Below are 24,351 nucleotides of genomic sequence, written 5' to 3'. Positions count from 1 at the left end.
TCGTACACGTAAGTAAATAATAGCCATAAAGATGTACATCCCCGACAAACTATTCCGCCTAAATCTCATTATTGTCATTTACCTGTGAAAAACAATCTTGAAAACCACTACCAATAATCAACTTTAGCGTTAATCTATAGTTATTGGCTGATAATTTTTCGTTATCACATTCTTTTCGTTTTTTGCCTTTTCTATTATCTTTTTTTTAAAGAATTGCTAAACTTATTTATGTCTTATTAGTCGCGATAGAAAATCAGCTTAACCCCAAAAGGATTAAGTTTTTGTTAACGGACTCCCCTGTAGGTAAAAAAGTCAATTCAATACAAGCTTAAATTTCGGAGGGTAATATGCATCAAGACGATTTCTCCTCAAACATAAGTGCCAGCAATACCCTTATATAAATGCAACCTGTAACGTTGGCGCTGGCCTGCACGGATAACCCGATGCAGAAAATAATCATTTAAAGAAGGAGTACCCTTAAAAGGCCAATGCAATCTGGCCGGGACAGGGTTATCACAAAAAATGAAAATTTTTAATATACCAACCGGGGAACAATCCCCGTCAGAGTCTCCGATAAATACGGAAAAAACATTCATCAACCGCGTCAAGCAGGATATTGGCCGAATACGCCGCTGGCCGGTATGGGTAATGGGCGTGTCTATCGGGGCGCTCTTTTCCACCTCGGTATTGGCCGCTGCAAAATGCCCAGATCAATCAACACCAGACCCAATATACCCTGCCACTCCTGCCTGGAGAGCAGAATCCATATTTAAAGCTCTCGGGCAGCCAATCATCAATGGGAAAGGCAACAAAGGTAAGCCGGTTCATTACCCGGCAAGGAAGTACACTAACTTAGCGGGTATCTTTCCAACAGTAGTCGATCATGAGTTTCCAACACCGACAGGAGATTTAAAGCTGAAAGAGGGCCTGTTTTGGGTTAAAACACCAAACGGAATCTTCAAGGTTCCACATGTGGTCACAGGTAAGTATAGCTGTAAGATGACTGCCAAGCGTAAAGATGGCACGCCTGGCGAAGCCACAACAACCCTTGAGACGGATGCTATCATCGCAAATCATATCATCCACAGATTCCAGGGAGACAAAAACGTTCTGGAATCTAATGTGACAGACCTGGTTTACACAGCAGGCTGCAGAGGGAGCGGATTTTCATGGGAACGTAAACCCGAAGAGAAATTTGAATGGGAAAGTGTGTGGGACAACCCAGCACTGTTAATTAAAATGCAAGACCTTTGCAATTGGGCTCATGATGTCGCTTTCTGGGTACCACCAGACGACAACCCGAATGATCGGTTTAAAGACCCGGCTGTCATGAGGCCGACTAGTACGGATAGCGGCAATAAATAAAAATCGTTAACAAAACAGCCGGGGAGCAATCCCCAGTTAGGCACTTAATAAGTGTTACTAAAACCAAGGCTGAGCCACAACACTCGGTTCAGCCTATCGTTTATTCCATTTAAAATATCAACTCCCCGCTCGCTGTTATTAGCAAAATCCACTGGCAAATAAAAATTAAAAGACAATAACTTAACGCGACAATTTTAAGAATAAATATTAAAAACCACAAAATAACCACCACTCCCCAAACCATATAGAACGTAAATTACGAAAACAACTTAGCAACACCTTATTTCCAGCCCGACAACAGGTTATTAGTTAATTAAGTTACTCGTTCACGTAATAATAGTCATAAAGATGTATATCCCCGTTAAATTCCTCTATTTAAATCTCATTATTGTCACTCTTATCATTTATTTGTGAAAAACAATCTTAGCAACCACCAACAACAATCAACTTTAGCGTTAACCTACAGTTATCAACCGATAACTATTAGTTATCACATTCTTTTAATCTTTTTATATTTCTATTATCTTTTTTTTAAAGAGTTGCTAAACTTATTTATGTCTTATCAGTCGCAATAAAAAATCAGCGTAATCCGCAAGGGGTTTAGTTTTACGGTACAGGCTCCCCTGTGGGTAAAAAGGTTAATTCACTACAACCTTAAATTTAGGAGGGTAATATGAATCCAGACGATTTCGCCTCAAACATAAGTTCCAGCAATACCCTTATATGAATGCAATCTGTAATGTTGGCCTGCACGGATAACCCGATGCAGAAAATAATCATTTAAAGAAGGAGTGCCCTTAAAAGGCCAATACAATCTGGCCGGGACAGGGTTATCACAGAGAATGAAAATTTTTAATATACCAACCGGGGAACAATCCCCGTCAGAATATCCGATGAATACTGAAAAAACGTTCATCAACAGCGTCAAGCAGAATGTTGGCCGAAATAAACGATGGCCGGTATGGGTAATGTGCGTATCCATCGGGGCGCTTTTTTCCACCTCGGTATTGGCCGCTACTAATAACTGCCCCAGTAAACAACCAACACCAGACCCAATATACCCTGCTACTCCCTCCTGGGATGCAAGATACATATTCAAAACTCTCGGGCAACCAATCATCAATGGGAAAGACAACCAAGGTAAACCGGTTCATTACCCAGCAAGGGGGTCCACTAACTTAACAATTGCCTTTCCACAAGTAGTCGATCATGAGTTTCCAACGCCGACCGGAGATTTAATGTTAAAAGACGGCATGTTTTGGGTTAGAGCACAAAACAGAATCTTCAGGGTTCCACATGTGATCACAGGTAAGTATTACTGCAAGATGGTTGCCAAGCGTAAAGATGGCGCGCCCGGCGAAGCCATCGCAAACCTTTACACGGATGCTGCCGTTGTAAATCATGAGATCCACCGGTTCCAGGGGGACCAAAATGTTATGGAATCTAGCATAACAGACCTAGTTTACACAGCAACCTGCAAAGGGGCTGGATTTTCATGGGAACGTAAACCTGAAGAGAAATTTGAGTGGGAAAGTGAGTGGGCAAACGGGGTGCCGTCAATTGAGATGCAAGACAACTGTAATTGGATTCATAATGTCGCTTTCTGGACGCCACCAGACGACAATCCAAATGATAAGTTTAAAGACCCGGCTGTCATGAGGCCGACTAGTGCGGAAAGTGCTAACCAGAAGCAGTCAGCCCCCCATGATAACCCAGATAATCTCCCCTGGAAGAGAAAAGCGGATAGCAATAATCAATAAAGATCATTAACAAAACAGCCGGGGAGCAATCCCCGGTTGAATATCCAAGCAATACAGATAATAGACCGAGTTATAATTCATCTTATTTGCTATTAATCTGAAATATCAGAATATTTAATTCCAGTGATTATACTGATTTGCTAATTCACTCACACTCAATCGTATTATCCGCTTACTTGTTCATGTTACTCTTTCAATTACTTTCATTCACAAAATATCTCAACTTATGTGATATTTTATTTAATGATGTAGTGTAGTATTAACCGCTATATCTAGCTTTCTATTTAACTGATGCAAGGCCAATTCAACAACTTCAACCTTTGATGAATGTTCAACATCAAGAAGCCGATCAATCTGTGGCCCCTTTTGCCCTAATCGTCGAGCAAGATCGGCTTTGCGTGTTCCTGTCTCTATCATTGCATTATGCAATGCCGCTTTCATTGCGACGAGGATAGGGAGACTGACAGCATATTCACCTGCCTCCAACACAGATGCTTCAGGTATAGGCCGACGTTTGTCAATTTCTATAGCAATAGCCGTAACCAACCCATCAATAGATTCGAGAAGAGCTTCATCAACTGAGTCACCTACTGAGTTGAATAAGGGAAGATCACGACAACTAGCCACATAACTTCCTGTCTCTTCGTCATATTCTAGTTTTATCGGATAATTAAACATAGTACCTCTCTTTAAGATAGATAACCGGAACTTAAAGCCCCAGATCCTTCATTATTTTCTTCCTCAATGGTTCAGGGATCTCTTATGACACATAAAACAATAAATACAACATTTTTGTTTCATTTAACAACAGTTGTGATAATTCATAGAGCAAAATTCTAAGCAAAGAGCTCCCCCAAACGATACAAAATACCCATTAGCAATCCTTCACCAATAAAATTTCGGCGAAAACCCATCGATAACGCGACAGGTATGAGCAGGTGCGTGTATACTAGAATTTTATTCTGCTGCGTTGCTGTTATTACCCAACCAAGACACCATCATGATCCAAGGCACGTTATATATTGTTTCCGCGCCAAGCGGGGCGGGTAAATCAAGTCTGATTCAGGCTTTATTAAAAACTCAACCTTTGTATGATACTCAGGTTTCTGTCTCCCATACCACGCGTGCAATGCGCCCCGGTGAGAATCATGGTGAACACTATTTTTTTATCACGGAAGAAGCCTTTCGCCAGATGATCGATAATAATGAATTTCTGGAACATGCTCGTGTTTTTGATAATTATTACGGTACATCCCGGAAAGTGATTGAAGAAACGCTTGCCAGTGGGGTTGATGTCTTTCTTGATATCGATTGGCAAGGAGCACAGCAGATCCGCAAACAAATGCCATCTGCCCGTAGTATTTTTATCCTGCCGCCGTCGAAGGAGGAGCTTTGTCGCCGTCTGCGTGGCCGGGGGCAGGACAGTGAAGACGTTATTGAGAAACGTATGGAGCAAGCCGTTGCTGAAATGGTTCACTATAACGAGTATGATTATTTAATCGTTAATGATGATTTCAATACGGCATTGGCCGATCTGCACACCATCATCCGTTCAGAACGCCTGCATCGGGAGCGCCAGGCACAACGGCATGATGCTTTAATCAGCAAATTATTGGCAGACTGAACCAAGTTTCAGTATCATGCCCAGTCATTTCTTTACCTGTGGAGTCACACACATATGGCACGCGTAACTGTTCAAGACGCTGTAGAAAAAATTGGTAACCGTTTTGACCTGGTATTGGTCGCCGCTCGTCGAGCGCGTCAACTACAAACAGGCGGTAAAGACCCGCTGGTGGCGGAAGAGAACGATAAAGTCACGGTTATTGCCCTACGTGAAGTGGAAGAGGGGCTAATTAACGGTAAGATCCTGGATGTCCGTGAGCGCCAGGAACAACAAGAGCAGGAAGCCGCAGAAATGCAGGCGGTTTCTGCTATCGCAGAAAGTCGTCGTTAATCTACGGTAGGTCTGCCTTGTATCTGTTCGAAAGCCTGAATCTGCTTATCCAGAAATACCTGCCTGAGAGTCAAATTGGACTCCTCAAGCAGGCTTATTCTGTTGCGCGGGATGCCCATGAAGGGCAAACCCGCACCAGTGGCGAACCCTACATTACGCACCCTGTCGCGGTTGCCTGTATTCTGGCCGAGATGCGTCTCGACCATGAAACACTGATGGCCGCTTTGCTGCATGATGTTATTGAAGACACGCCCGCCACCTTTCAAGATATCGCCCAACCTTTCGGCCCGGTGGTCGCCGGGTTAGTTGAAGGGGTTTCCAAGCTTGATAAGCTGAATTTCCGCGATAAAAAAGAGGCGCAGGCGGAAAACTTCCGCAAAATGATCATGGCGATGGTGCAAGATATCCGCGTCATTTTGATCAAACTGGCAGACCGTACCCATAATATGCGTACTCTCGGGGCGTTACGTCCAGATAAGCGCCGTCGTATCGCCCGAGAAACGTTAGAGATTTACAGCCCCTTGGCTCATCGTCTGGGTATTCACCATCTGAAAACCGAGTTAGAAGAGCTTGGGTTTGAGGCCCTTCACCCTAACCGCTACCGGGTTATCAAAGAGGTGGTAAAAGCAGCCCGTGGCAACCGTAAAGAGATGATCCAGAAAATTCTGTCTGAAATCGCAGGCAGGCTGGCCGAAGCCAATATTGAATGCAAAGTCAGCGGGCGGGAAAAACATCTCTACTCTATCTACCAGAAAATGCACCTCAAAGAGCAGCGTTTCCACTCCATTATGGATATCTATGCCTTTCGGGTCATCGTCAACAATGTTGATATCTGCTATCGCGTTTTGGGGCAGATGCACAGCCTGTATAAACCCCGTCCAGGCAGAATAAAAGATTATATCGCCATCCCTAAAGCCAACGGCTATCAATCCTTGCACACTTCTCTGATTGGCCCTCACGGCGTACCAGTTGAAATCCAGATTCGCACCGAAGATATGGATCAAATGGCTGAAATGGGCGTCGCAGCACACTGGGCTTACAAGGAACAGAAAGAGTCGAGCACCGCCGCGCAAGTTCGCGCACAACGCTGGATGCAGAGCCTGCTGGAATTACAACAAAGCGCCGGCAACTCTTTTGAATTTATCGAAAGCGTGAAATCTGATCTATTTCCCGATGAGATTTACGTTTTTACCCCGAAAGGGCGCATTGTGGAATTACCCGTCGGCGCTACCCCGGTTGACTTCGCTTACGCCGTACATACCGATATTGGTCATGCCTGTGTGGGTTCGCGGGTTGATCGCCAGCCATATCCATTATCGCAATCGCTGACCAACGGCCAGACGGTTGAGATTATTACCGCGCCGGGCGCTCGACCAAACGCCGCCTGGCTAAACTTTGTCGTCAGCTCAAAAGCGCGCGCCAAAATTCGTCAATTGCTAAAAAACCTTAAGCGGGAAGATTCGATTGGGCTAGGTCGCCGCCTACTAAATCACGCGCTGGGTAATGGGAAAAAGCTGGTTGATATTCCCCAAGAAAATATCAATAAAGAGTTGACGAGAATGAAACTCGCGACAATAGATGATCTGCTGGCTGAAATCGGGCTTGGCAATACCATGAGTATCGTCGTCGCTCGCAACCTGCTAGGCGCACAGGAGAGCAGCGCGAGCACCAGCAGCAGTAACAACGGAGCACGTAAACTACCGATCAAAGGCGCTGACGGTGTGTTGATTACTTTTGCCAAATGCTGTCGGCCCATCCCCGGCGACCCGATTATCGCCCATATCAGTCCCGGCAAAGGATTAGTTATCCACCATGAATCCTGTCGTAATATTCGTGGCTATCAGAAAGAACCAGAGAAATTTATGGCGGTAGAGTGGGATAAAGATATCAACAGCGATTTTATTGCTGAAATAAAAGTGGATATGTTTAACCATCAAGGGGCGCTGGCAAATCTGACCGCCGCAATTAACGCGGTAAATTCCAATATTCAGAGCATGAATACAGAAGAGAAAGACGGTCGTGTTTACTGCGCTTTTATCCGGCTGACCACCAAAGACCGTATCCAATTAGCGAATATTATGCGCAAAATCCGCATTATGCCGGATGTGATGCGAGTCAGCCGTAACAGAAACTAAACCAGATAAACTCCCCTCGTCGCTTAGGAAATCTTCTTTTACTTATTATTTTAATTACTGTTTTCTACTCTATGCAGCCCGTGCGGATCAGCAGGTGAACAGCCAACAGCGCTATCCGCCGCCGCCCCACAAGAGACCGCTGTCGATGACGTCTCCGGATACAGAGCCGACGGCGCATCATACTGATAATCAAGGAATAGGCCCATCAATACGGAATCAACTTCACCCAGTATGCGGCCTAACCCCCCCTCACCCTCCACACCAAACATTAACACCAACCCAATAGCAATAAACAATAGTGGCAAAATCCATGCCCGGCACCAATACGCTAGCAGCATACGGGGATAGCGAGAGTGGCGAACCTTGTTGCCCAATAACAGTCCACAGACAATAAGTAATACAATGCTGATAACCAGTACCACCCGGCTTACCAGCATCCCATAAGGCATCCCCCACAGAATAGATAAAAACTCACCCTCCATTATGCCCCGCCAGACAACCACATTGTAATACGCTTTAGGAAATAAATGGGCCGCAAGCGCGTTGCAAAAACCAGGTACGCATATGATTAGCCTGTGATGATGTTCGGGAACGTGCCGACTTCGTCGTTTTCGTTACCGATGTCGGACTCCTCTGGGGCATAGGTTCAGTTACTGCTGTGACAATCAGCATGAGACGCCGACTCCTCTGCTTCTCACGAAAAAAGACCTTTTCACAGGAAATCACATCACGCCGCTCATTATAGATATAATTCATCACATCCTTTGCCCGGCTTTCTGACACCCGAAACACCTGACTGATTTCACTTTTGGTAAATGCACGCCCCTTCAATAATCCCCAATATGCCACCGCCATGTACAACGGCGTATCATTCAAATGAGACAAGCAGACAGGCAGACGAAAAGTCCCATGATTACTCTGCTTGCCAGTAATAGTCTGATTTCCGGGCAAATCAGCCTGATTGCCGCTCATTTGAAGCGGCATTGAATCATTAACATCGATTGTCATTTTACTCTCCCTTGGTGACTAACTGGTCGATCGGTTACCACATGAGAAATGAAATAGTGTGATTTATTGAGATGAAGCACTCGGGCGGCTAAGCCACCATGCCATATTTAAATACCCTGCCATTAGGCGTTATCGCACGACTAACGTTGCGTTCATCGTGGCCTGAAATTCACCAAAAGTACCAGGGTCTAACGCCTTTGCTTGCCAAACTTCCACATTAAATTTGTTTTCAGATAAATAGGTGTTTGGCGTATCACCCACAGTAAAGTACAGAACATCCGCCGGGTTAGTCGGAGGACCCAATTTTACTGGCCTCCCCATCGCGTTTGACGCCGCCAGCTTAGTATTCCCACCTATCACAGCCGGTACCACTTTAATCCTCAACGCGTCATCGAAATCAGGCACTACGATACTTTCATTATTATCAGCTAGCTGTGGGGCGGAAAACCGCACAGTGGCCACACCACCGGCACTCTTCTTATCGCTTACCGTGCATGTAATGTTCATACGAAACGCTCCATACCCGCTGAATCCATTTGTTGGGAGCCGTGCCGGATATGGCCCAGGCGACCGGAGAACCTCTCCCATAAACACTGCCTCCGACTGTTTACCATCTGTACCAGCATCTAAACCACAAACCGGCGGCTCCAGTACTGTTACCGGGTCTTTAATAGGCGGAAGGCTTGGTTTAGACCACGACATAAGCTCCTCGCCATTAATTAAGACACTCAAAATTGGTGAGTTATCGTCACGATTGAATTCGACTTTTTCATCAGGGTTTCGCTGCCATGAAAAATTTACCCCACGACAAGACACGTCAAAATAGAGGTCACTTATTCTTTCATGTGCTCTATCCCAATCACCTTGATTATTAGGATGTTCCGGCTCAAGCTGTACTGGGTCGGAAAGATTTTCATTTGGGTATGGCTTATCAAGATTCACCGTAAGGTGTTGAATGGCTGTTCCTTTTGAAGGTTCATCATCTGGAAGCCATTTAGAATATTTAGTTTTAGCCATAATTGTACATTCGTAACTGCCTGAAACTAATCTCGGAACTTTAAAAATTTCCCCTCTAGCTCTGAGCTGGAACCGGACCTTATCCAGATCTTCTTGATCATACGAAGTTGTACGAGGCACCATATCCCTCATACTATGAATTTGAAACAGATCTAAGGTCGCTTTACCCGCTGCCGGGTAATTGATGACTCCATCACTCCGTTTTACCATCCGCTCAGGCCCCAAAGCTTTCAAAGCTACATCAGCATTCCAATTTCGGGACTGATCGGCAAACACTGAGGGAGAAGAAAAAATACCCACGGATAGGCATATCATCCCCACCCATATCGGCATCGACCACCAGCGACAATGAACCACCATCCAACCAATATCCTGTTTTAGCTTGTTAATAAACATCTTCTTCGTATTCATCGGCTGCCCAACCGGGAGTAACTTCCCAGTTGCCATATTAGAAATTTTCATTCGTTGATCTCCCTCCATTCCGGCCAGATTACACTCACCTTTCAGGAGTTCCTCTTCCTCTAACAATGATGGTTTTCCGCATCAAATTATCTGTGCACCACCTCATCTTAACCTTGCCATCTTAACGGCAGGTCTCGTTCAATTGCCTCATGGGGCTCCAGCCCTTATCTTGCTTCGCTTTTACCGGCGGCGGCCCCAGGTTAAACACCACCTCGCACTGACTGTCCGGCGCGCTGCCCCACTTCACTTTGAGTACCCCGTTGGGAGGCATGCCACTCAGGTACACTTGCCCGCCCTCTCCGACGATCGCCGCCAGATTGGTTGTTGTATCCCCTTTAAGCCCCGCCATTGCCCCAAACGGTACCGGCTTACCGTGATAGAGCAGATTCATCAGCAATTGCTGCCCGATACGTACGGGGTAATCCACCATCACAACCGCCCCTTTGGTCGGGAATACGTTCTTGCTGCCTTGTGCCATATCAGCCCCTTCCGGCAGCGATGACGGATCTAAACTGATACTATTACGGCTGTACGTCTGGGCATAAGGCACCACCGCATATCCCCAGCGATTAGTCGAAATCGAGCTGGAGTTCATCACACGAATACCGCCAACCCCCGATGTCCGCACCAATACCGCGGCATCACCAATACGCGATGCCAACGTGACACCATGCTGATGGGCGATCAATCCGCCACTAACCCCGTAGTTCACCCCTCGCCCGCCCGATGAATCGTAGTTGTATCCCAAGCTGGCCTGCCCAAGGGAACCACTGTATCCCATTGATACTGACCCGCTGTTTCCCTGCCCTTTATTAGCCTGACTTTGCGATACACTCCAGGACAGACTATTGTCATCCAGCAATGAACCGCCCAAACCTAACTGGTTACTGCTGCGCCCCGTGCTATCGTGGAACAAGCTATAGTTGGCATACGCATTGTTCAGCGCCGCATAAGAGCCAAACAGACTCAGAGGAATGTTGACGTTCAATGAAACTTGTCGGTTCTCGGGCCAGTCGCCGTTGCCGCGTATGCGATCGATGCTGTAATTAAGCCCCCAGCCCACACGGTAGAAAGAACCGTTCAATCCCATCGACAGGGTGGTGTTAGTTTTAGAACTGCCCCAGTAGTTATCCCGCTGACCACTGAGCCACAGGGAATAGTTACCCGGCAATGACTGGCTCAATCTCATTTGCCAACTACTACGACGTCGCTGAGACATCCAAGAGGGAAGCTCCCCCCACACACTGTAACCTTGGGTATTAACATCGGAAAAACTGAGGTAATTACGGGTGGAATAGCGGTACGCGGTTAAATCCACCGTCGTGCCGGAGGTCAGCATACTTTTCGAATACTTCGCCCGGTAAGATTCTCCGCGCTGGATGTCAGCCATATTTTTCAACCGCGCCCGGGAAGTGGTGATATCCGCGGATAACGCCCCCATCATACCCAAGGAAAGCCCAGTCCCCAGCGCCGCGGACTGGTACGATTGCGCTACCAAACCACCACCATATAATGTGACGTTGCCGGGCAGACCATAAATCATTGAGACCATGCCAAACACTGGCTTACGCCCGCCGCTACTATATCCACTCGTGTGATAGCGCCCTGCCGCTGCTTCGTATTTGAATTGCCCCTGCCGCAACATCATCGGCAGGCTAGAATAAGCTTGACTGAAACCATGATGGGTACCATCAGCCTCGGTGACTGTTACCTGTAAATCCCCGCCGGTACTGCTCCCCACCAAATCTGTGATTCGAAATGGGCCTGGCGCGACATTGGTTTGATAAATCACACTGCCATTCTGTGTCACCGTCACCTGCGCGTTAGATTTAGCTATCCCACTGATAATCGGTGCAAAACCACTCTGCCTACCCGGTATCATCGAATCGCTGGTGGCCAGCCCAATCCCACGATAGGGGAAACCATCAAATACCTGCCCCGCCACACTGCCGGTCGAAGTATCCCCTATCGTCAGATCGCTGCGTAACGCCACCACATCCCGCTGCAAATAGGTTTGCAGGAAGTTCCATCTTTGCCGGGATTGAGTGGTTTTTTTCATTGCATCATTGAGTGAGTCATACCGGTTATAAGTTTGAGTGTTATATGAATAAGTGGAGGTGTTACGAAGACGCCAGGCCCCGAGATTCAATCCAGAATTGAAGCTACCGAACAGACTCTGATTAGTCTGTTGATTGCCAAATTGCGAGCGTCGATTCTGGCTGCCATTGACGCTGTAGTTCAAGATAAAAGCCGGGATACCCTCTTGCCATAATTTCGGGTCCACCTGACCATTGGTTGAAGGCTTCATCGCTATTTGGGGTATACTCAAATTTAACCGCATCTGGGAAAAGTTCAGGCGGGCCGTAGCCTGGGGAATCAATTTACCTAACGGACTCCCTATCGGCTTATCCGCCGGCAAGGTTTTCAGTGTCGGTGTGTCGCTGATATTGACACCAGCCATATCTAACAAATCTGGCGTCAATACCGGGACCAACTCGCTGTCGCCATGACGCTGGAACGTAATATCCCGGGAATCAAAAAAAGTGCCATTTACGTAGATGTCAACACGATAAGTCCCGGGTGCCTGACCTCCGGCAGTTTCAAACTGTGATAAATCCACCGGTTGTCCTGAATTCGAGCCAAAATCCAATAAAGCAGGATCAAAATAATCACGCGCTGTCGCCTGCACACCCCATCCAGTCAGCAATACCAACACCATCCGACAGAAAATGAGAGAAAAGCGTAATCTCACTGAGTACTTTAATAAAACCAGAGAAATAGAAATACTTTGATTTACACGATGATAAATAGGCGGCTGCTCTAAACGACAGCCTATCACCGGAATTAATATTTTCATTATTAAAACCGCCATCTCTTATTTAAATATATTCAATTCACATCTATTCTGTCGGTATCCCGCAATATCGCTATTCACCGCTGCCAGACACAGCAATAGATCGACTCTCTTCATCGGTGCTTAACCCGAATTCATCAATAGCACGCCACGATATCGTGACATTATTGCCTAGGGACACTTTACCCACCGGCAATGACCAGCTCTGCCGACCAAATGGCGGCACCATCCTAAATAAATCCTGGTCTCGCACGGCAAATGAATTCACCTGTAAAGCCTGCAACGTTATCCAGAACGGTGACGGATTAGTCAGCGTCACAACATTTTCTTTTACTGACGCGCTTAATTGTTTCACCGCACCGGCGACTCCCTCTTTTGGCAATCCTTCAGGACGATAGAATACCTTCACCGCCAGCGCCGTCGTCATTTTCACCTTGCCGGAGAAACCCTTAGATGCCGATGAGGGTTTCTCCGAAGGCAACATACGCACATTCAGAAAAAACAGAGATTCTCGATCCTTCGGAAAATCTCCGCCGGTACGCAGGATTTTCAGCACCTGCCGTTCATGCGCATCCACCTTGGCAATAGGCGGAATCACGATAAATGGCGCCTTAGCATCCAATGGTAAACCGGTGGCAGGGTCCAATTCCCGCACCGTTGACTGAATCAGATAATTGCTGTCGCTGTTATTAATAAATGCCGAAGGAACACCATTGTTGAATGATTCAAGGTAAATCACACGGGCGTCATTGATATATAACACCCCCTCCAGACTCTCTTCCGCCCTCAGTGGCAAAACAGGTGATACCATTGCCAGAGCGCATAACACAGACGTCACTCTCCGCTTGATTGAAACCTTACGCTCCGCCATGTGATGCTCTTCCAATCTCAAAATATACTCAGCCAGCCTGTAACGTACCGCTCTGTAGCTTACTCACCCCGCCGATATCGGTGATCATCGACCATTCCACCTTACCGCCAACCTTACCGGCCAGGGGAAGAGTCGTCTGGCCGAAAGGCGCCAATATTGATGGGGCTTTATCAAAATCTACCGCCTTGCCGTCGAGTTTCAGTTGGGCAAAAGTTTGGTAATACGGTGTTGGATTGGTCACTACCACACTATTGCCCGTTCGTGTAAACGTCAGCCGACCACGGGCCTGTTCCGGTGTCATCGGCAGCTTATCCGGCCGGTAGATAAGTTTAATATTCATACCCAGCGAGATAGATAGCGACGCGCCAATCTCATCTTGTTTGCCGTCGCTATTTTCCTTGTTCTCATCAGTTGTTTTCTTCGCCGGAATCGCGTTAATCCGAAAACGAAACAGAGACTCACGATCAGCTGGGAAATCACCACCGGTACGTATAACACGCATCACATTCAAGCTATCGCCCTCCATACGGAACAACGGGGGCAGCACCGTAAACTCCGATGAACGGGTATTTGGGTTATCCCACGACGTCACCGCGGCTTGTACCAAATAGACCTCTGCGCCTGAATTTTGCAGTGAGATGCTTTGCACCTTGTCACCCTGCTGATAAATAATGCGTGTCTTCCTCAACATCAGGCCCGCATGGGCTGATGACGACGCCATAACCACCCATATCCCCAGCATCCCTATAACTATCTGCTTTCTCATATCCCACTTCATCTCAGACACTATTCCTCAACTACACCCGGCTGATAACGTTATCTACTTTAAGCGCTCATAGGAAAACTCAAAATGTATGGTCACTCGCGTCTCTCCTCCGCATAACACATTGGTCTCGTTACTCTCGGTTTTACACGTTGCTGGATTATTTTTGTCGCCTAAACCACCCACATAAGCCCGGAACGTCCTCGTTACTCCATCTTTTGCCAACGGTAGCAACACCTGAAACGGATCACTGCTAGGCTTCACCGTTACAAACGTCTGGTCGCCCAGGTCCTGTAACCTAATCCCCACTCCCTTGGTAGTACCAGCATCATTTACAGGAATAAACAGCTCCGAATCACCTGAGTTGATAGGACCAGCAGTCCATATGTACAACGCTGGCGATTGTCCTGGACTACAGTGACTGAGCTGAAATTCCAAGTCTAAGAAGGAACTCTCCACATATTTGCTATTTTTCAGTTGACTCGCATAGACCTGAGGCATAGTACCTTCATAAGTACCAGTAGCGCCGCCGTAGTTGCCGTTCACACTCAACGCACAAGTCGGACGTAACAGATTGCCTTTAATTGTGATCTCAATTGCCTGAGCCGACAAAGCCACACAACCGATGATCCATCCAATCAGCACCATGATGAGCCACAAATACTTCGCTCTGCTGTGACATGTTATTAACTCACGGCTTATAAGAGTGTTATTTTTCATTTTCATCTAACTCTCTTCCCCTCATTGGTCCCCATTTTTATCATTGTGATCAACCGCATCTCAGGGATAAGAGTAGGTAAACGCGACTCGCGCAATTAACGAGCCAGGTCGAATAATCTTGCTATCCTTTCCACGTGCAACCGCTACCATTACCGGAAGCTGTGCACGACCATCCTCAAATAACAAATTGAGAGGATTCTCAAGATTATTTATTACCAAATCACTATCCAGATTTATTTTCTTTTCATCATCCCCTAAGTGAAAAATAAACCCCAACCCCTCAGAGGCGTTATCATCGGAACCAGAGACAGGATCACGAAATATTGAACCTTGTTCAGCGTCGATGGTGCTGCCTGACACGGTGATATCAGGTCCGTTCGGCGCAGCATCCGGATCGCCACAATTGGTTAATTCCAGATTAAATCTCTTGGTGCTTGATACATCCCCTGCCTGACTGAACTCCGCCGCCGGCAGCGAGCCGAAATTCAGCTCCGAACCATTGATATCACCACCACTGATCCCGACGTCACAAGGTTCAGGCACGACAGCTATGGACAGAGCTACGTTTATCCCACTCGATTGCGTCGGTGGGAATGGCGGTTTTTTAGGATCTTCGGATTCAGCCATAACGCCGCCTGCCAAGCACAGCGAAACCAATATCCCCCAACAAAGCCGGAGTATCACCATACGTAACGTCGAGCAGCCGCCATTACTCAGCAAAGCTGCTTGGTCACTCACTCTGTTTTTTTCTCGCCTTGTCACTTTGGTTCACCTTAAAACTCTCTCGTTTACAGCCATTTTGTTAACTGGATATCGCGCTGCAAACTCAACGATAATCAAACGTAAAATTCACAACGGCCGCAATGTTTCCTGACTTTTTACAGACCATTACCGTCTCCCCGGCGCCCGGGGCGCATACCAGTGAAAACCTCACCGGCACAGAAGGAGTTTGAGCATTTATGACTGTGCCTTTATCCGCCAGATAAAATGGTTCACTATCCGCTATATTTGAGGACCATTCCGTTCCATTCAGTTTCTTCAAGCGCACCGTGACGCCCACTGCCGCTGGAACCTCGCTGTCTTTAGTACGAAACAGCGTCTTATCATTTGTACCAAAATGCTCTCCAGTAATGGTAATCGCAGGCGCAACCCTGTTTGCATCGATCACATCTGAGCAATTTCTCAGAGTGAGATTGGTTTCCCCGTAGGCGCTCCCTGATACCAGGCTGGCAAATTGCACTTTGCCCAGATCGATATTGTTGTTATCCACAGCGATATCACACGTTCCGTAGGCAATATCAGCCTTAAATGTGACGATGGCGGAATTCGCCGCCCACAAGGGACCGGAAGAGAGCCACAGAACGCCGCCCACGCCGATGTAATTCAGGTACCCGCGTAGACGCTGAACCCTTGAGATACCAGTTTTACTGAATTTCACCATTGAAGCTCTCTCCACCGCCGAGATCGCTGATCACCGTCCACTCCACTCTCTTTTTGTTCTGATTATTCTGAGCGGGATAAACATGGCTACTGAAAGGCGCCAGCATTTGTGGATGACTGTCAGAAAACTTCACAGGTACGCCATCAACTTTGATCTGGGTAAAGCTGATGTGATAAGGCGAATTGTTACTGACTTGAACGCCCCCAGAAGCATGGGTAAAGCGCAGCGCTTTGTATGCCTGCTCTGGTGTACCCACCAACCCCGTTGGCCGATAAAATAGTTTGATGGTATTGCCGATGGCATAAGCTATCCCGCCACCAATCCTGGCGCTGTCAAAGCGCTGGCCCGGAGGATTATTACTACCGGGAATAGCGGAAGCATTAAAATAAAAAACACTCTCCCGGTCAGTCGGCAACTTGCTGGTATCACCTAAGATGCGCAAAACATTGGTTCCTTTAGGATCCAAACGGAATAAAGGAGGCGTGACGTAAAAGGGTGTTTTACCCTTGCCATCGACGGTGCGAGTGATTTTAGTCGTCACCAGGTAAGGAATATTGGTTGTTGTATTGCGCACCGATACCGTTGCTCCAGCTTTATCCTGTAAGAAAATAATGCGTGTAGCATTGATGCCAAATCCGCCTTCGGCCTGACTCTGTGACGCGAACAAAAAAGCTCCCAATACAAAGCTTTTTACTATGATGTTGGGAAGTCGGAGTTTACTGATCATCTTTTCTTTCTCACTATTTCGGCTCTGCCCGCCAGCAACCACCTAATAAAAGGCATCATCAATCATCTGGAATTTTTCACCAAAGAAGCCCGAGGAAGTGCTACTCCTCAGGCTAAAACCACATAAACGTTAGTTATATGCATAGGAGAAGGTGATAGGAGCTTCAATAGTCTGATCTGATCCCGGCTTAAGGATTGTTGATGCCATATACGCAGTGAATGTTACGGAATGACCATCGAAGTCCTTGCCCTTGGCGTTGTCCTTAACATCCCCTTTCAGAGGGACATAGCCATTGTTTGGAACAACTTCGTTTTTATTAGCGCCACTTTCATAAGTGAGTATTGCACCTACATTCTTACCTTTTTCACTGTTATTAAAGATGGCGTTATTCGATCCATCCAATGTTCTCCCTGTCACCTGCAGCTGAACTTTGCTGGCATCGGCATTGTCGTCATCACAGTTAATAAGAGAGACAGTAATGAATCTCGGGGCATCCTTAGCATAAGATGCGATGCCTTTTTGATCCGTAAAAGTGCTGGCTACAAATGCGTTTGCCGAAGCGTTCCCCAAATCCACGTCCCCGTTTGCATTGGGGCTGGTTACATCACACGTCGCAGCCACAACCTTACCGGTAATCCTTACCTGGGTGTTCTTCGCCACACGTCCTACCTTAGTGGTTTCACCTTCTGCCAAAGCAGCCGAAGCTGCCCCCATAACCAACGCCGCCACGACGCTTATCTTTAATATCTTTTTCATTTCATTAATTCCACTTAACTATCGAACAAAAGTCCAACATAGATTTACATATCATTTGCTGATAAACAGCAACACCCGGCTGTACATAAAATTGTCAATTAGGACCATTTTGACAACGGAGATACACCCTGGAATTTATGTTCAAAAATTCACCGTACATAAAATAATCAAACGACAACTTGCAAAACTTAAGAATATTTTGTTGTTGAATCCGAAAAATAAGATCAACAATTTCATCAAAGGGGCCTGAGAAATGAGGTGTTTGTGGAGGGCGTAGTGAAAAAAGTAGGTTATTATGGTGTAACTATGTTAGAATACATAATGCTTTACAAAGATATACAATTCTGTATCTTTTCTTATTAGAAAAGTTTGAGTATAGTTTCAGGGTGGGTGTATCTCCGTTGTCAAAATGGTCCTAATTGTAACGATCAACGTTTACCTTTCATTCCCCAAACTCCTTGAAAACGTTCAGCATTACTCGCCGTATAACGTACAGTATGGCGAATGTTTTTATGTCCAAGGTAATCTTGTATCAATCTTGTATCCACACCCCGGTCTGCAAGGGCAAAACCACAGGCATGACGCAACATATGCGGATGCGGAACAACCGCAATATTCGCCAGTTGCCCTAATCGACTGATAATCTGGTAAATCCGCTGACGTGTAAGCGGCTTCCCGGAACGAGACAAGAACAGCCAATCACTATCTGCCCCCAAAAAAGTTTTGCGTACTTTGAGCCATGCCTTAATTGCCCGAATTTCACGACGCAATAAGGGATGGTTAGTACAAAATCCCCCCTTTAATCGCCGGATGTACAGGCATCGCTCTTTCAATTCCATATCAGATAATCGTAAATGTCTGGCTTCGCTGACACGAAAACCATGGATAAAACTCATGTACACCAGACAATAGTTCCGCTCTGGATTAGCACCAACTTTCGCCATTTCCAGCATGCTTTCCACTTCCGACTGAGTCAGATATTTTCTTTGGCCCATGACTATTTCTCCAAACATATATTAGATAGCACAACCCGGCGGTTATCCCCTGACAGAACTGTTCCCAACTTCGAGACATAAACCAGTAACAGACTCAATCCAGAAATAAAATACACACCATCAATTTGCCCAAATGGTATGTTGTTCACCGGGGCTACAGAGGGTTATACAGATGAGAGGTAGGATTTAAACATCTTTTTTTGATTATTTTTTCATCTTATGAACTCTGCTGTTAAATTTGGTTGACTAAGTAAAGATTAGACAAGCGTTAGCACACGATACATGACCTTGATGATTACAGATGTTAACTCGCAATGTATTGACATGATTTTCAACCAATTATTAGGAAAATATTACGTTGCTTACATTAACCCGGTCTGTATTATTATGGAGAATAAGCAAGATCGGTTCGTAACCAATGAAACATGACGAACTGCCATGTAATCAATGGAGAAAAAAATCGTATGAAAGGCCAACTGCTTGATGCCATCCCTTTAACTTCCCTGCATGGAGTCGGGGCAAGTCAGGCAGCTAAACTGGCAAAAATGGGCCTGATCAACATGCAGGATCTGCTATTGCACTTTCCCCTTCGTTATGAAGACCAAACCCGCCTTTATACGATTAATGATCTTTCACCGGGTATCTCTGCCACAGTCACCGGTGAAATTCTCCATACCGATGTTATTTTTGGCCGCCGCCGGATGATGATTTGCCAAATTAGTGATGGCACTGGTGTACTCACACTGCGTTTTTTTCATTTCTCTGCAGCAATGAAAAACAATCTTGCAAAGGGTAAGCAGGTTGTTGCTTACGGTGAAATCAGAAGAGGTAGTCAAGGGGCGGAAATTATCCATCCTGAGTATAAGATTCAAAATTATGCTGGCAATGTACGTCTTCAAGAAACATTAACGCCTATTTATCCCACGACGGAAGGGGTTCGTCAGGCGACTCTTCGTAAGCTAATTGAGCAGGCCCTGCAATTGCTAGATACCTGTGCTATCAACGAACTCCTGCCGGAAGAGCTAAGCCGTTCTATGATCAGCCTGCCACAAGCATTACGTACTCTGCACCGCCCCACACCAGATATTGTGCTGGCTGATCTGGAAACCGGCAAACACCCAGCTCATCGCCGTTTGATCCTGGAAGAACTTCTGGCCCACCATTTGAGTATGTTAGCAGTTAAGGCCGGTGCCCAACGCTATCACGCTCAGTCGCTGCCGACTGAAGACAAGTTAAAACCGCAATTCCTCAACCGCCTGCCATTTTCTCCAACTAACGCGCAACAACGGGTTGTAGCGGAAATTGAGCAGGATCTGGCAAAAGATGTTCCCATGATGCGACTGATTCAAGGTGACGTAGGTTCAGGAAAAACGCTGGTTGCCGCATTGGCTGCGTTGCGTGCCATTGCGCATGGTAAACAGGTCGCCTTAATGGCGCCGACTGAACTGCTGGCAGAACAACACGCTAATACATTCCGGCAATGGCTGGAGCCTTTGGATATTCAGATCGGCTGGCTGGCTGGCAAGCAAAAAGGAAAAGCGCGTCAGAAACAACAGGAAGCTATTGCCAGCGGGCAGGTCGCCATGATTGTTGGTACGCATGCCATGTTTCAGGAACAAGTGAAATTTTCCGGTCTGGCGTTGGTGATTATTGATGAGCAACATCGGTTTGGTGTTCATCAACGTCTGGCTTTGTGGGAAAAAGGGCGTGAGCAAGGTTTTCATCCTCACCAATTGATTATGACGGCCACCCCGATTCCCCGAACCTTAGCCATGACCGCCTATGCAGATCTCGACACTTCTATTATTGACGAATTACCACCGGGAAGGACACCGGTAACAACCGTTGCGATCCCGGATACACGCCGTGAAGAAATTATCAAACGGATCAGAAACGCCTGTCTTGATGAAAACAGACAAGCCTATTGGGTCTGTACGCTGATTGAAGATTCCGATGTGCTGGAAGCACAAGCGGCACAAGTCACCAGTGAAGAATTGACGCTCGCCTTGCCGGAATTAAAAGTTGGGTTGGTACATGGCCGAATGAAAGCCGCAGAAAAGCTGGCAGTGATGGAGGCTTTCAAACGTGGAGAACTACAGCTTCTGGTTGCAACAACGGTTATCGAAGTGGGCGTAGATGTGCCGAATGCCAGTTTGATGGTTATTGATAACCCGGAACGGCTCGGCTTGGCGCAACTACATCAATTACGCGGACGGGTTGGCCGTGGGGCTATCGCTTCTCATTGTGTTTTACTTTACAAAACGCCCTTAAGCAGTACCGCCAGAATACGTCTGCAAGTGCTTAGAGACAGTAATGATGGTTTTGTTATCGCGCAGAAAGATCTGGAAATTCGTGGCCCCGGGGAGTTATTAGGAACACGCCAAACAGGGAATGCGGAATTCAAGGTGGCTGACTTGCTAAGAGATCAGGGGATGTTACCGGAAGTTCAGCGCATTGCCCGTCATATTCACCAACGCTATCCTGAACATGCCCGCGCCTTAATTGAACGCTGGTTACCGGAACGGACACATTATAGTAATGCGTAATTGAGAATATATCGGAGTGGACTTTTTGTTTCTCAACACGGCCAAAAATACGGATATCTGGTTTTATCCTTTATCCAATTATTAAGATGCTCTGCTATAGGGCTTTATTTGAATTATTCCATTTAATTTGCAATGTATTATTTAAGAAGAACGAAAACTACGATTATTTCCAAATTAGCACCAGCATTACAATATACCCCCAAAAAATATAAATGGTTTTTATTTTTTTCTTAAAAAATCGAATCTAATACCTCGGATTAATTGATACGACGTGTCACTATCCGCAGTCTTTTATCAGCTAACTGGGGTAACAGGCGATTCCGCCATTTTTTATCAAATTCAGTTATAGTGTATGCGGTATTAGCGCAATGTTATGCTCAAAGGTTAAAACGGAAATAGATGTAAACCTATGATAGGAAATTGTCATTAATATATTAATGGTAATCATTATATTTACATCAATGTAATATTGAGTTGCTAAGTTTAAATAGTAAATGTTTCTATTAACCCAATGAATGTAATTTTACATATTTTCTTTTCGAAGTATAAAACCTTGATGGAGGTCACACAAATAGTAGTTTTGTTGGTTTTTTTACTATATTTAGATTTCATTATGATATTTTTAAATTAGAACTAAATAAATCTACGTTGATATAATGGAGAGGTTAATATGATTTATGTCAAAAATATTTCAGATAATGTGGTTAAAGTTGCAATTAGTAAATGGAGTAGTAAAGAAGGTAATGACGAATATAGTAACAAGATTGAAAATAATAGCAAAGAGATAGGTTATTTATATTTGACATTATCCGTCTAAAAAAATTTATTATTTCTCTAGTTTTCTTAATTTACACCATCATGCTATTGAATTTATTATAAATTTATATTATTAACATAGTGGATGACTTATATTTATGTTAAAAATCCCTCAACTGAACCGGCTAAAGCCCCAGTTAATAAATGTGGAGAATAGGGTAGAGAAGAATATTTAGATCTTGATTGTGAAGATGTCAAGGTGTGGGATCTATCCGATACGCATGGTTTTATATTGTCAGTAATACAGAGAGGTATTGAAAAATCATATTCTACTTCTCATAACAGTTTTATTATTATTTTTGATGATTATGTACAAGATAGCGGCACCAATATATCTCCTCAAGAGAGATAAATGAGAGTTTGTCATCTGATTTAATTGAGTGTTAGACAAGATTAAATCACCATAATCAGGAATGGAATCTCCATTCCTGAGCTATTTATATTTAACGGCTTGCTACTTTCTCCCCTAATGCTTATTTTTCTGCTTGATTGATAAAGATATTTACAGCCTCTTTATAATTAATCAGTTGCTTTATTAATTTCCTCTGCCCGCATTTCAAGGCCAAGTGTTTAGTCCCAATATTTGATGAATCAGATAATAGAAAAAATTATCTCCTGATACCTATAGGTTAATACTAAATTGGTTTTTTGGCAGTTGGTTTTAGATTATTTTTATCGATAAAGCGTAAAAATTAAAATTATGAGACTTGGGAAACAGAATTTAGGGGATCTGTACATCCTTATTGCTACTTTTATTAATACGCAAACATGTAACTTAATTTACTAAGTATTAACTGTAAAGCAAACAATAAAAATCACCAAGAGAGGCGAAATATATTTTCTATTTATAAAAAAGTGAGTTACTTTGTTTTTTTAGGATTTACATTAAAAACTATTTCGTAGAGAGCGGGAGTGATAAAATTTCAAGTAAATATTCCATAGGTTGAATTATTATATTTTTCTCAGCCATTGATTAATGACCGGCAATAACAAAATAATACTTAATAGATTAACTAAAGAGAGCAATACCCATTCATTATCGACATTCAGAATGATCTATTAGACGATTATGATTCACGGACAATATTACAAAGTCAGTGATAACGGCAGCAAAGAACAAGTTAAAAGCTGCGGATATCGTCTGTGTGACGAAATGTCGCAGGTCATCTTAAAGCATTAAGCAATAGTAAATGCGGGGCTACGCCAGCCCTGCATTTGTTGGCAGTTATCGCAGCTACCCGGTCACTACCCCTTTTAATTGAGAGCGTAAAAAAGTCTGGGGCACTTTTTTACGCTCTCCATCTCCTGCAGAGAGATCCGCTGTCACCATGTCACGGCGTTTGCTGCGCCACGTGTTTCACTCGCAAAATTTCGACGGTGCGCGCCTCGTCCAGCACGCGATAAAAAATAATGTAGTTCCGATGCGCGACCAGCTCGCGCACATAATCCGGCAGGCCGGGCCGCCCGGTGCGGCCAAGCTCCGGGTGCTGCGCAAGCGGCAAGGTCTTGTCGCGTAGCTCCTGACCGAAGCTGCGCGCCCTGGTCGGGTTGTCTTTGCCTATGTATCGAACAATGGCGCGCAAATCCTCGCGGGCCTTCGGTCGCCACTCGATGCGGTAAGGGGTCTTTGCCTTCGCCATAAATCAGCCAGCCGCGCTCAAGCGCGCTTCCTTTTGGCGGGCTTGTGTTCGGCGGCCAAGGCGGCAATATCGGCGTCCATCTCGGCCATAACCTCATCGTGTGAAAGATTCGGGCGCGGGTCGTCGATAGCATCCTGAATCTCGGCGGCCAGCCACTCCGAGTAGGCGGCGGCTTGGTGGGCCTTGCGCATTGCCTCGGCCCGGCCACGATTGCCGGCGGTTTTTTCTTTCTCGTCTGGGTTCCACTCACTGGCGTCGAACTGGCCGATGGTGATGCCTACGTCGCGCAACACGTTCAGGGCGGCAATGGGGTTGCCGAAACGGCGCGGCTCCTGGCTGCGGGCCTTCGCCAGCAAAACGGCGGCACCGCTGCGGGTTGCGATCTGCACAAGGAAGGTTCCGCCCTGCCCTTTCAGGGTCACACCTTCCACGCCGCCGGCATCGCTTGCGGCGCGTAGCTGCTCAATGGTCATGCTTTGCATGATTCACTCCTTATAAGGTGATGAAAGTAACAGGGTTGA

The 24,351-nt window shown here is 45.8% G+C and carries 22 protein-coding genes; 7 read left to right on the top strand and 15 right to left on the bottom strand.

What is annotated here, in order from left to right; genetic code table 11:
- Nucleotides 1-522 precede the first annotated feature (522 nt).
- Nucleotides 523-1,365 (top strand): hypothetical protein, encoded by an 843-nt coding sequence (locus tag BO26_RS01635; RefSeq protein WP_201771234.1) that lies wholly within the window; start codon nucleotides 523-525, stop codon nucleotides 1,363-1,365.
- 842 nt (nucleotides 1,366-2,207) lie between these two features.
- Nucleotides 2,208-3,125, top strand: coding sequence for a hypothetical protein (locus BO26_RS01630; RefSeq protein ID WP_236637233.1), 918 nt, complete (start codon nucleotides 2,208-2,210; stop codon nucleotides 3,123-3,125).
- A 240-nt stretch (nucleotides 3,126-3,365) separates the two neighbouring features.
- Here BO26_RS01630 and BO26_RS01625 read toward each other — a convergent pair whose 3' ends face one another.
- Complete coding sequence (locus tag BO26_RS01625; protein WP_036768294.1) at nucleotides 3,366-3,803, bottom strand: type II toxin-antitoxin system HicB family antitoxin; 438 nt, start codon at nucleotides 3,801-3,803, stop codon at nucleotides 3,366-3,368.
- A gap of 322 nt (nucleotides 3,804-4,125) precedes the next feature.
- Here BO26_RS01625 and gmk point away from each other — a divergent pair, with 322 nt between their 5' ends.
- From gmk to spoT, 3 genes are read left to right on the top strand one after another with little or no spacing between them, the layout of a single operon-like run.
- Nucleotides 4,126-4,749 (top strand): guanylate kinase, encoded by a 624-nt coding sequence (gmk, locus tag BO26_RS01620; protein WP_036768293.1) that lies wholly within the window; start codon nucleotides 4,126-4,128, stop codon nucleotides 4,747-4,749.
- A gap of 54 nt (nucleotides 4,750-4,803) precedes the next feature.
- Nucleotides 4,804-5,079, top strand: a complete 276-nt coding sequence (gene rpoZ, locus BO26_RS01615) for a DNA-directed RNA polymerase subunit omega (RefSeq protein ID WP_011144672.1) — start codon at nucleotides 4,804-4,806, stop codon at nucleotides 5,077-5,079.
- 17 nt (nucleotides 5,080-5,096) lie between these two features.
- Nucleotides 5,097-7,214 carry a bifunctional GTP diphosphokinase/guanosine-3',5'-bis pyrophosphate 3'-pyrophosphohydrolase gene (gene spoT, locus BO26_RS01610; RefSeq protein ID WP_036768291.1) on the top strand — a complete coding sequence of 706 codons (2,118 nt, stop codon included), beginning with the start codon at nucleotides 5,097-5,099 and terminating at the stop codon, nucleotides 7,212-7,214.
- Between the two features lie 50 nt (nucleotides 7,215-7,264).
- Here spoT and BO26_RS01605 read toward each other — a convergent pair whose 3' ends face one another.
- The 12 genes from BO26_RS01605 to BO26_RS01550 form a co-directional block, all read right to left on the bottom strand.
- On the bottom strand, nucleotides 7,265-7,696 hold the full coding sequence (locus BO26_RS01605) for a hypothetical protein (protein WP_036768290.1): 432 nt from the start codon (nucleotides 7,694-7,696) through the stop codon (nucleotides 7,265-7,267).
- A gap of 34 nt (nucleotides 7,697-7,730) precedes the next feature.
- Complete coding sequence (locus BO26_RS01600) at nucleotides 7,731-8,222, bottom strand: CaiF/GrlA family transcriptional regulator (RefSeq protein ID WP_036768289.1); 492 nt, start codon at nucleotides 8,220-8,222, stop codon at nucleotides 7,731-7,733.
- Nucleotides 8,223-8,351: 129 nt separating this feature from the next.
- Nucleotides 8,352-9,701, bottom strand: coding sequence for a hypothetical protein (locus BO26_RS01595; protein ID WP_157835517.1), 1,350 nt, complete (start codon nucleotides 9,699-9,701; stop codon nucleotides 8,352-8,354).
- Nucleotides 9,702-9,822: 121 nt separating this feature from the next.
- Entirely contained in the window at nucleotides 9,823-12,558 is a 2,736-nt protein-coding gene (locus BO26_RS01590) for a fimbria/pilus outer membrane usher protein (RefSeq protein WP_236637232.1), read from the bottom strand.
- Nucleotides 12,559-12,628: 70 nt separating this feature from the next.
- The gene (locus BO26_RS01585; protein ID WP_036768286.1) at nucleotides 12,629-13,426 is read right to left on the bottom strand and encodes a fimbrial biogenesis chaperone; all 798 of its coding nucleotides are present in this window, start codon (nucleotides 13,424-13,426) and stop codon (nucleotides 12,629-12,631) included.
- A 28-nt stretch (nucleotides 13,427-13,454) separates the two neighbouring features.
- Entirely contained in the window at nucleotides 13,455-14,204 is a 750-nt protein-coding gene (locus tag BO26_RS01580) for a fimbrial biogenesis chaperone (RefSeq protein WP_477706997.1), read from the bottom strand.
- Between the two features lie 42 nt (nucleotides 14,205-14,246).
- Complete coding sequence (locus BO26_RS01575) at nucleotides 14,247-14,915, bottom strand: fimbrial protein (protein ID WP_036768285.1); 669 nt, start codon at nucleotides 14,913-14,915, stop codon at nucleotides 14,247-14,249.
- 54 nt (nucleotides 14,916-14,969) lie between these two features.
- The gene (locus tag BO26_RS01570; RefSeq protein ID WP_477706995.1) at nucleotides 14,970-15,647 is read right to left on the bottom strand and encodes a fimbrial protein; all 678 of its coding nucleotides are present in this window, start codon (nucleotides 15,645-15,647) and stop codon (nucleotides 14,970-14,972) included.
- 88 nt (nucleotides 15,648-15,735) lie between these two features.
- Complete coding sequence (locus BO26_RS01565) at nucleotides 15,736-16,350, bottom strand: fimbrial protein (RefSeq protein WP_236637230.1); 615 nt, start codon at nucleotides 16,348-16,350, stop codon at nucleotides 15,736-15,738.
- Nucleotides 16,334-17,077: a fimbrial biogenesis chaperone gene (locus BO26_RS01560; protein WP_036768283.1), complete on the bottom strand. Its 744-nt coding sequence runs from the start codon at nucleotides 17,075-17,077 to the stop codon at nucleotides 16,334-16,336. Before BO26_RS01560 ends, BO26_RS01565 begins: the two co-directional genes overlap by 17 nt.
- Before the next feature lie 129 nt (nucleotides 17,078-17,206).
- On the bottom strand, nucleotides 17,207-17,833 hold the full coding sequence (locus BO26_RS01555) for a fimbrial protein (protein ID WP_036768281.1): 627 nt from the start codon (nucleotides 17,831-17,833) through the stop codon (nucleotides 17,207-17,209).
- Nucleotides 17,834-18,261: 428 nt separating this feature from the next.
- Nucleotides 18,262-18,828 (bottom strand): tyrosine-type DNA invertase, encoded by a 567-nt coding sequence (locus tag BO26_RS01550; protein ID WP_036768280.1) that lies wholly within the window; start codon nucleotides 18,826-18,828, stop codon nucleotides 18,262-18,264.
- Between the two features lie 464 nt (nucleotides 18,829-19,292).
- Here BO26_RS01550 and recG point away from each other — a divergent pair, with 464 nt between their 5' ends.
- Nucleotides 19,293-21,374, top strand: coding sequence for an ATP-dependent DNA helicase RecG (gene recG, locus BO26_RS01545; protein WP_036768334.1), 2,082 nt, complete (start codon nucleotides 19,293-19,295; stop codon nucleotides 21,372-21,374).
- Between the two features lie 670 nt (nucleotides 21,375-22,044).
- Nucleotides 22,045-22,191: a hypothetical protein gene (locus BO26_RS23640; RefSeq protein ID WP_167332151.1), complete on the top strand. Its 147-nt coding sequence runs from the start codon at nucleotides 22,045-22,047 to the stop codon at nucleotides 22,189-22,191.
- Between the two features lie 1,330 nt (nucleotides 22,192-23,521).
- Here BO26_RS23640 and BO26_RS01540 read toward each other — a convergent pair.
- Together BO26_RS01540 and BO26_RS01535 are read right to left on the bottom strand one after the other, a co-directional pair.
- The gene (locus BO26_RS01540; RefSeq protein WP_036768279.1) at nucleotides 23,522-23,830 is read right to left on the bottom strand and encodes a type II toxin-antitoxin system RelE/ParE family toxin; all 309 of its coding nucleotides are present in this window, start codon (nucleotides 23,828-23,830) and stop codon (nucleotides 23,522-23,524) included.
- A gap of 17 nt (nucleotides 23,831-23,847) precedes the next feature.
- Nucleotides 23,848-24,312 carry an antitoxin PaaA2 family protein gene (locus BO26_RS01535; protein ID WP_036768278.1) on the bottom strand — a complete coding sequence of 155 codons (465 nt, stop codon included), beginning with the start codon at nucleotides 24,310-24,312 and terminating at the stop codon, nucleotides 23,848-23,850.
- Between the last annotated feature and the right edge of the window lie 39 nt (nucleotides 24,313-24,351).

Origin of the sequence: Photorhabdus australis DSM 17609 (assembly GCF_000711895.1) — a bacterium.
Taxonomy (GTDB): domain Bacteria; phylum Pseudomonadota; class Gammaproteobacteria; order Enterobacterales; family Enterobacteriaceae; genus Photorhabdus; species Photorhabdus australis.
This window is presented reverse-complemented; position numbering and strand designations above follow the sequence as displayed.

What these genes read in the sequence shown, in the direction of transcription:
- BO26_RS01635 (WP_201771234.1), top strand. Translation starts at nt 523, where the DNA reads ATGAAAATTTTTAATATACCAACCGGGGAACAATCCCCGTCAGAGTCT.
- BO26_RS01630 (WP_236637233.1), top strand. Translation starts at nt 2,208, where the DNA reads ATGAAAATTTTTAATATACCAACCGGGGAACAATCCCCGTCAGAATAT.
- BO26_RS01625 (WP_036768294.1), bottom strand. Translation starts at nt 3,803, where the DNA reads ATGTTTAATTATCCGATAAAACTAGAATATGACGAAGAGACAGGAAGT.
- gmk (WP_036768293.1), top strand. Translation starts at nt 4,126, where the DNA reads ATGATCCAAGGCACGTTATATATTGTTTCCGCGCCAAGCGGGGCGGGT.
- rpoZ (WP_011144672.1), top strand. Translation starts at nt 4,804, where the DNA reads ATGGCACGCGTAACTGTTCAAGACGCTGTAGAAAAAATTGGTAACCGT.
- BO26_RS01605 (WP_036768290.1), bottom strand. Translation starts at nt 7,696, where the DNA reads ATGGAGGGTGAGTTTTTATCTATTCTGTGGGGGATGCCTTATGGGATG.
- BO26_RS01600 (WP_036768289.1), bottom strand. Translation starts at nt 8,222, where the DNA reads ATGACAATCGATGTTAATGATTCAATGCCGCTTCAAATGAGCGGCAAT.
- BO26_RS01595 (WP_157835517.1), bottom strand. Translation starts at nt 9,701, where the DNA reads ATGAAAATTTCTAATATGGCAACTGGGAAGTTACTCCCGGTTGGGCAG.
- BO26_RS01590 (WP_236637232.1), bottom strand. Translation starts at nt 12,558, where the DNA reads ATGAAAATATTAATTCCGGTGATAGGCTGTCGTTTAGAGCAGCCGCCT.
- BO26_RS01585 (WP_036768286.1), bottom strand. Translation starts at nt 13,426, where the DNA reads ATGGCGGAGCGTAAGGTTTCAATCAAGCGGAGAGTGACGTCTGTGTTA.
- BO26_RS01580 (WP_477706997.1), bottom strand. Translation starts at nt 14,204, where the DNA reads ATGAAGTGGGATATGAGAAAGCAGATAGTTATAGGGATGCTGGGGATA.
- BO26_RS01575 (WP_036768285.1), bottom strand. Translation starts at nt 14,915, where the DNA reads ATGAAAATGAAAAATAACACTCTTATAAGCCGTGAGTTAATAACATGT.
- BO26_RS01565 (WP_236637230.1), bottom strand. Translation starts at nt 16,350, where the DNA reads ATGGTGAAATTCAGTAAAACTGGTATCTCAAGGGTTCAGCGTCTACGC.
- BO26_RS01560 (WP_036768283.1), bottom strand. Translation starts at nt 17,077, where the DNA reads ATGATCAGTAAACTCCGACTTCCCAACATCATAGTAAAAAGCTTTGTA.
- BO26_RS01555 (WP_036768281.1), bottom strand. Translation starts at nt 17,833, where the DNA reads ATGAAAAAGATATTAAAGATAAGCGTCGTGGCGGCGTTGGTTATGGGG.
- BO26_RS01550 (WP_036768280.1), bottom strand. Translation starts at nt 18,828, where the DNA reads ATGGGCCAAAGAAAATATCTGACTCAGTCGGAAGTGGAAAGCATGCTG.
- recG (WP_036768334.1), top strand. Translation starts at nt 19,293, where the DNA reads ATGAAAGGCCAACTGCTTGATGCCATCCCTTTAACTTCCCTGCATGGA.
- BO26_RS23640 (WP_167332151.1), top strand. Translation starts at nt 22,045, where the DNA reads ATGATTTATGTCAAAAATATTTCAGATAATGTGGTTAAAGTTGCAATT.
- BO26_RS01540 (WP_036768279.1), bottom strand. Translation starts at nt 23,830, where the DNA reads ATGGCGAAGGCAAAGACCCCTTACCGCATCGAGTGGCGACCGAAGGCC.
- BO26_RS01535 (WP_036768278.1), bottom strand. Translation starts at nt 24,312, where the DNA reads ATGCAAAGCATGACCATTGAGCAGCTACGCGCCGCAAGCGATGCCGGC.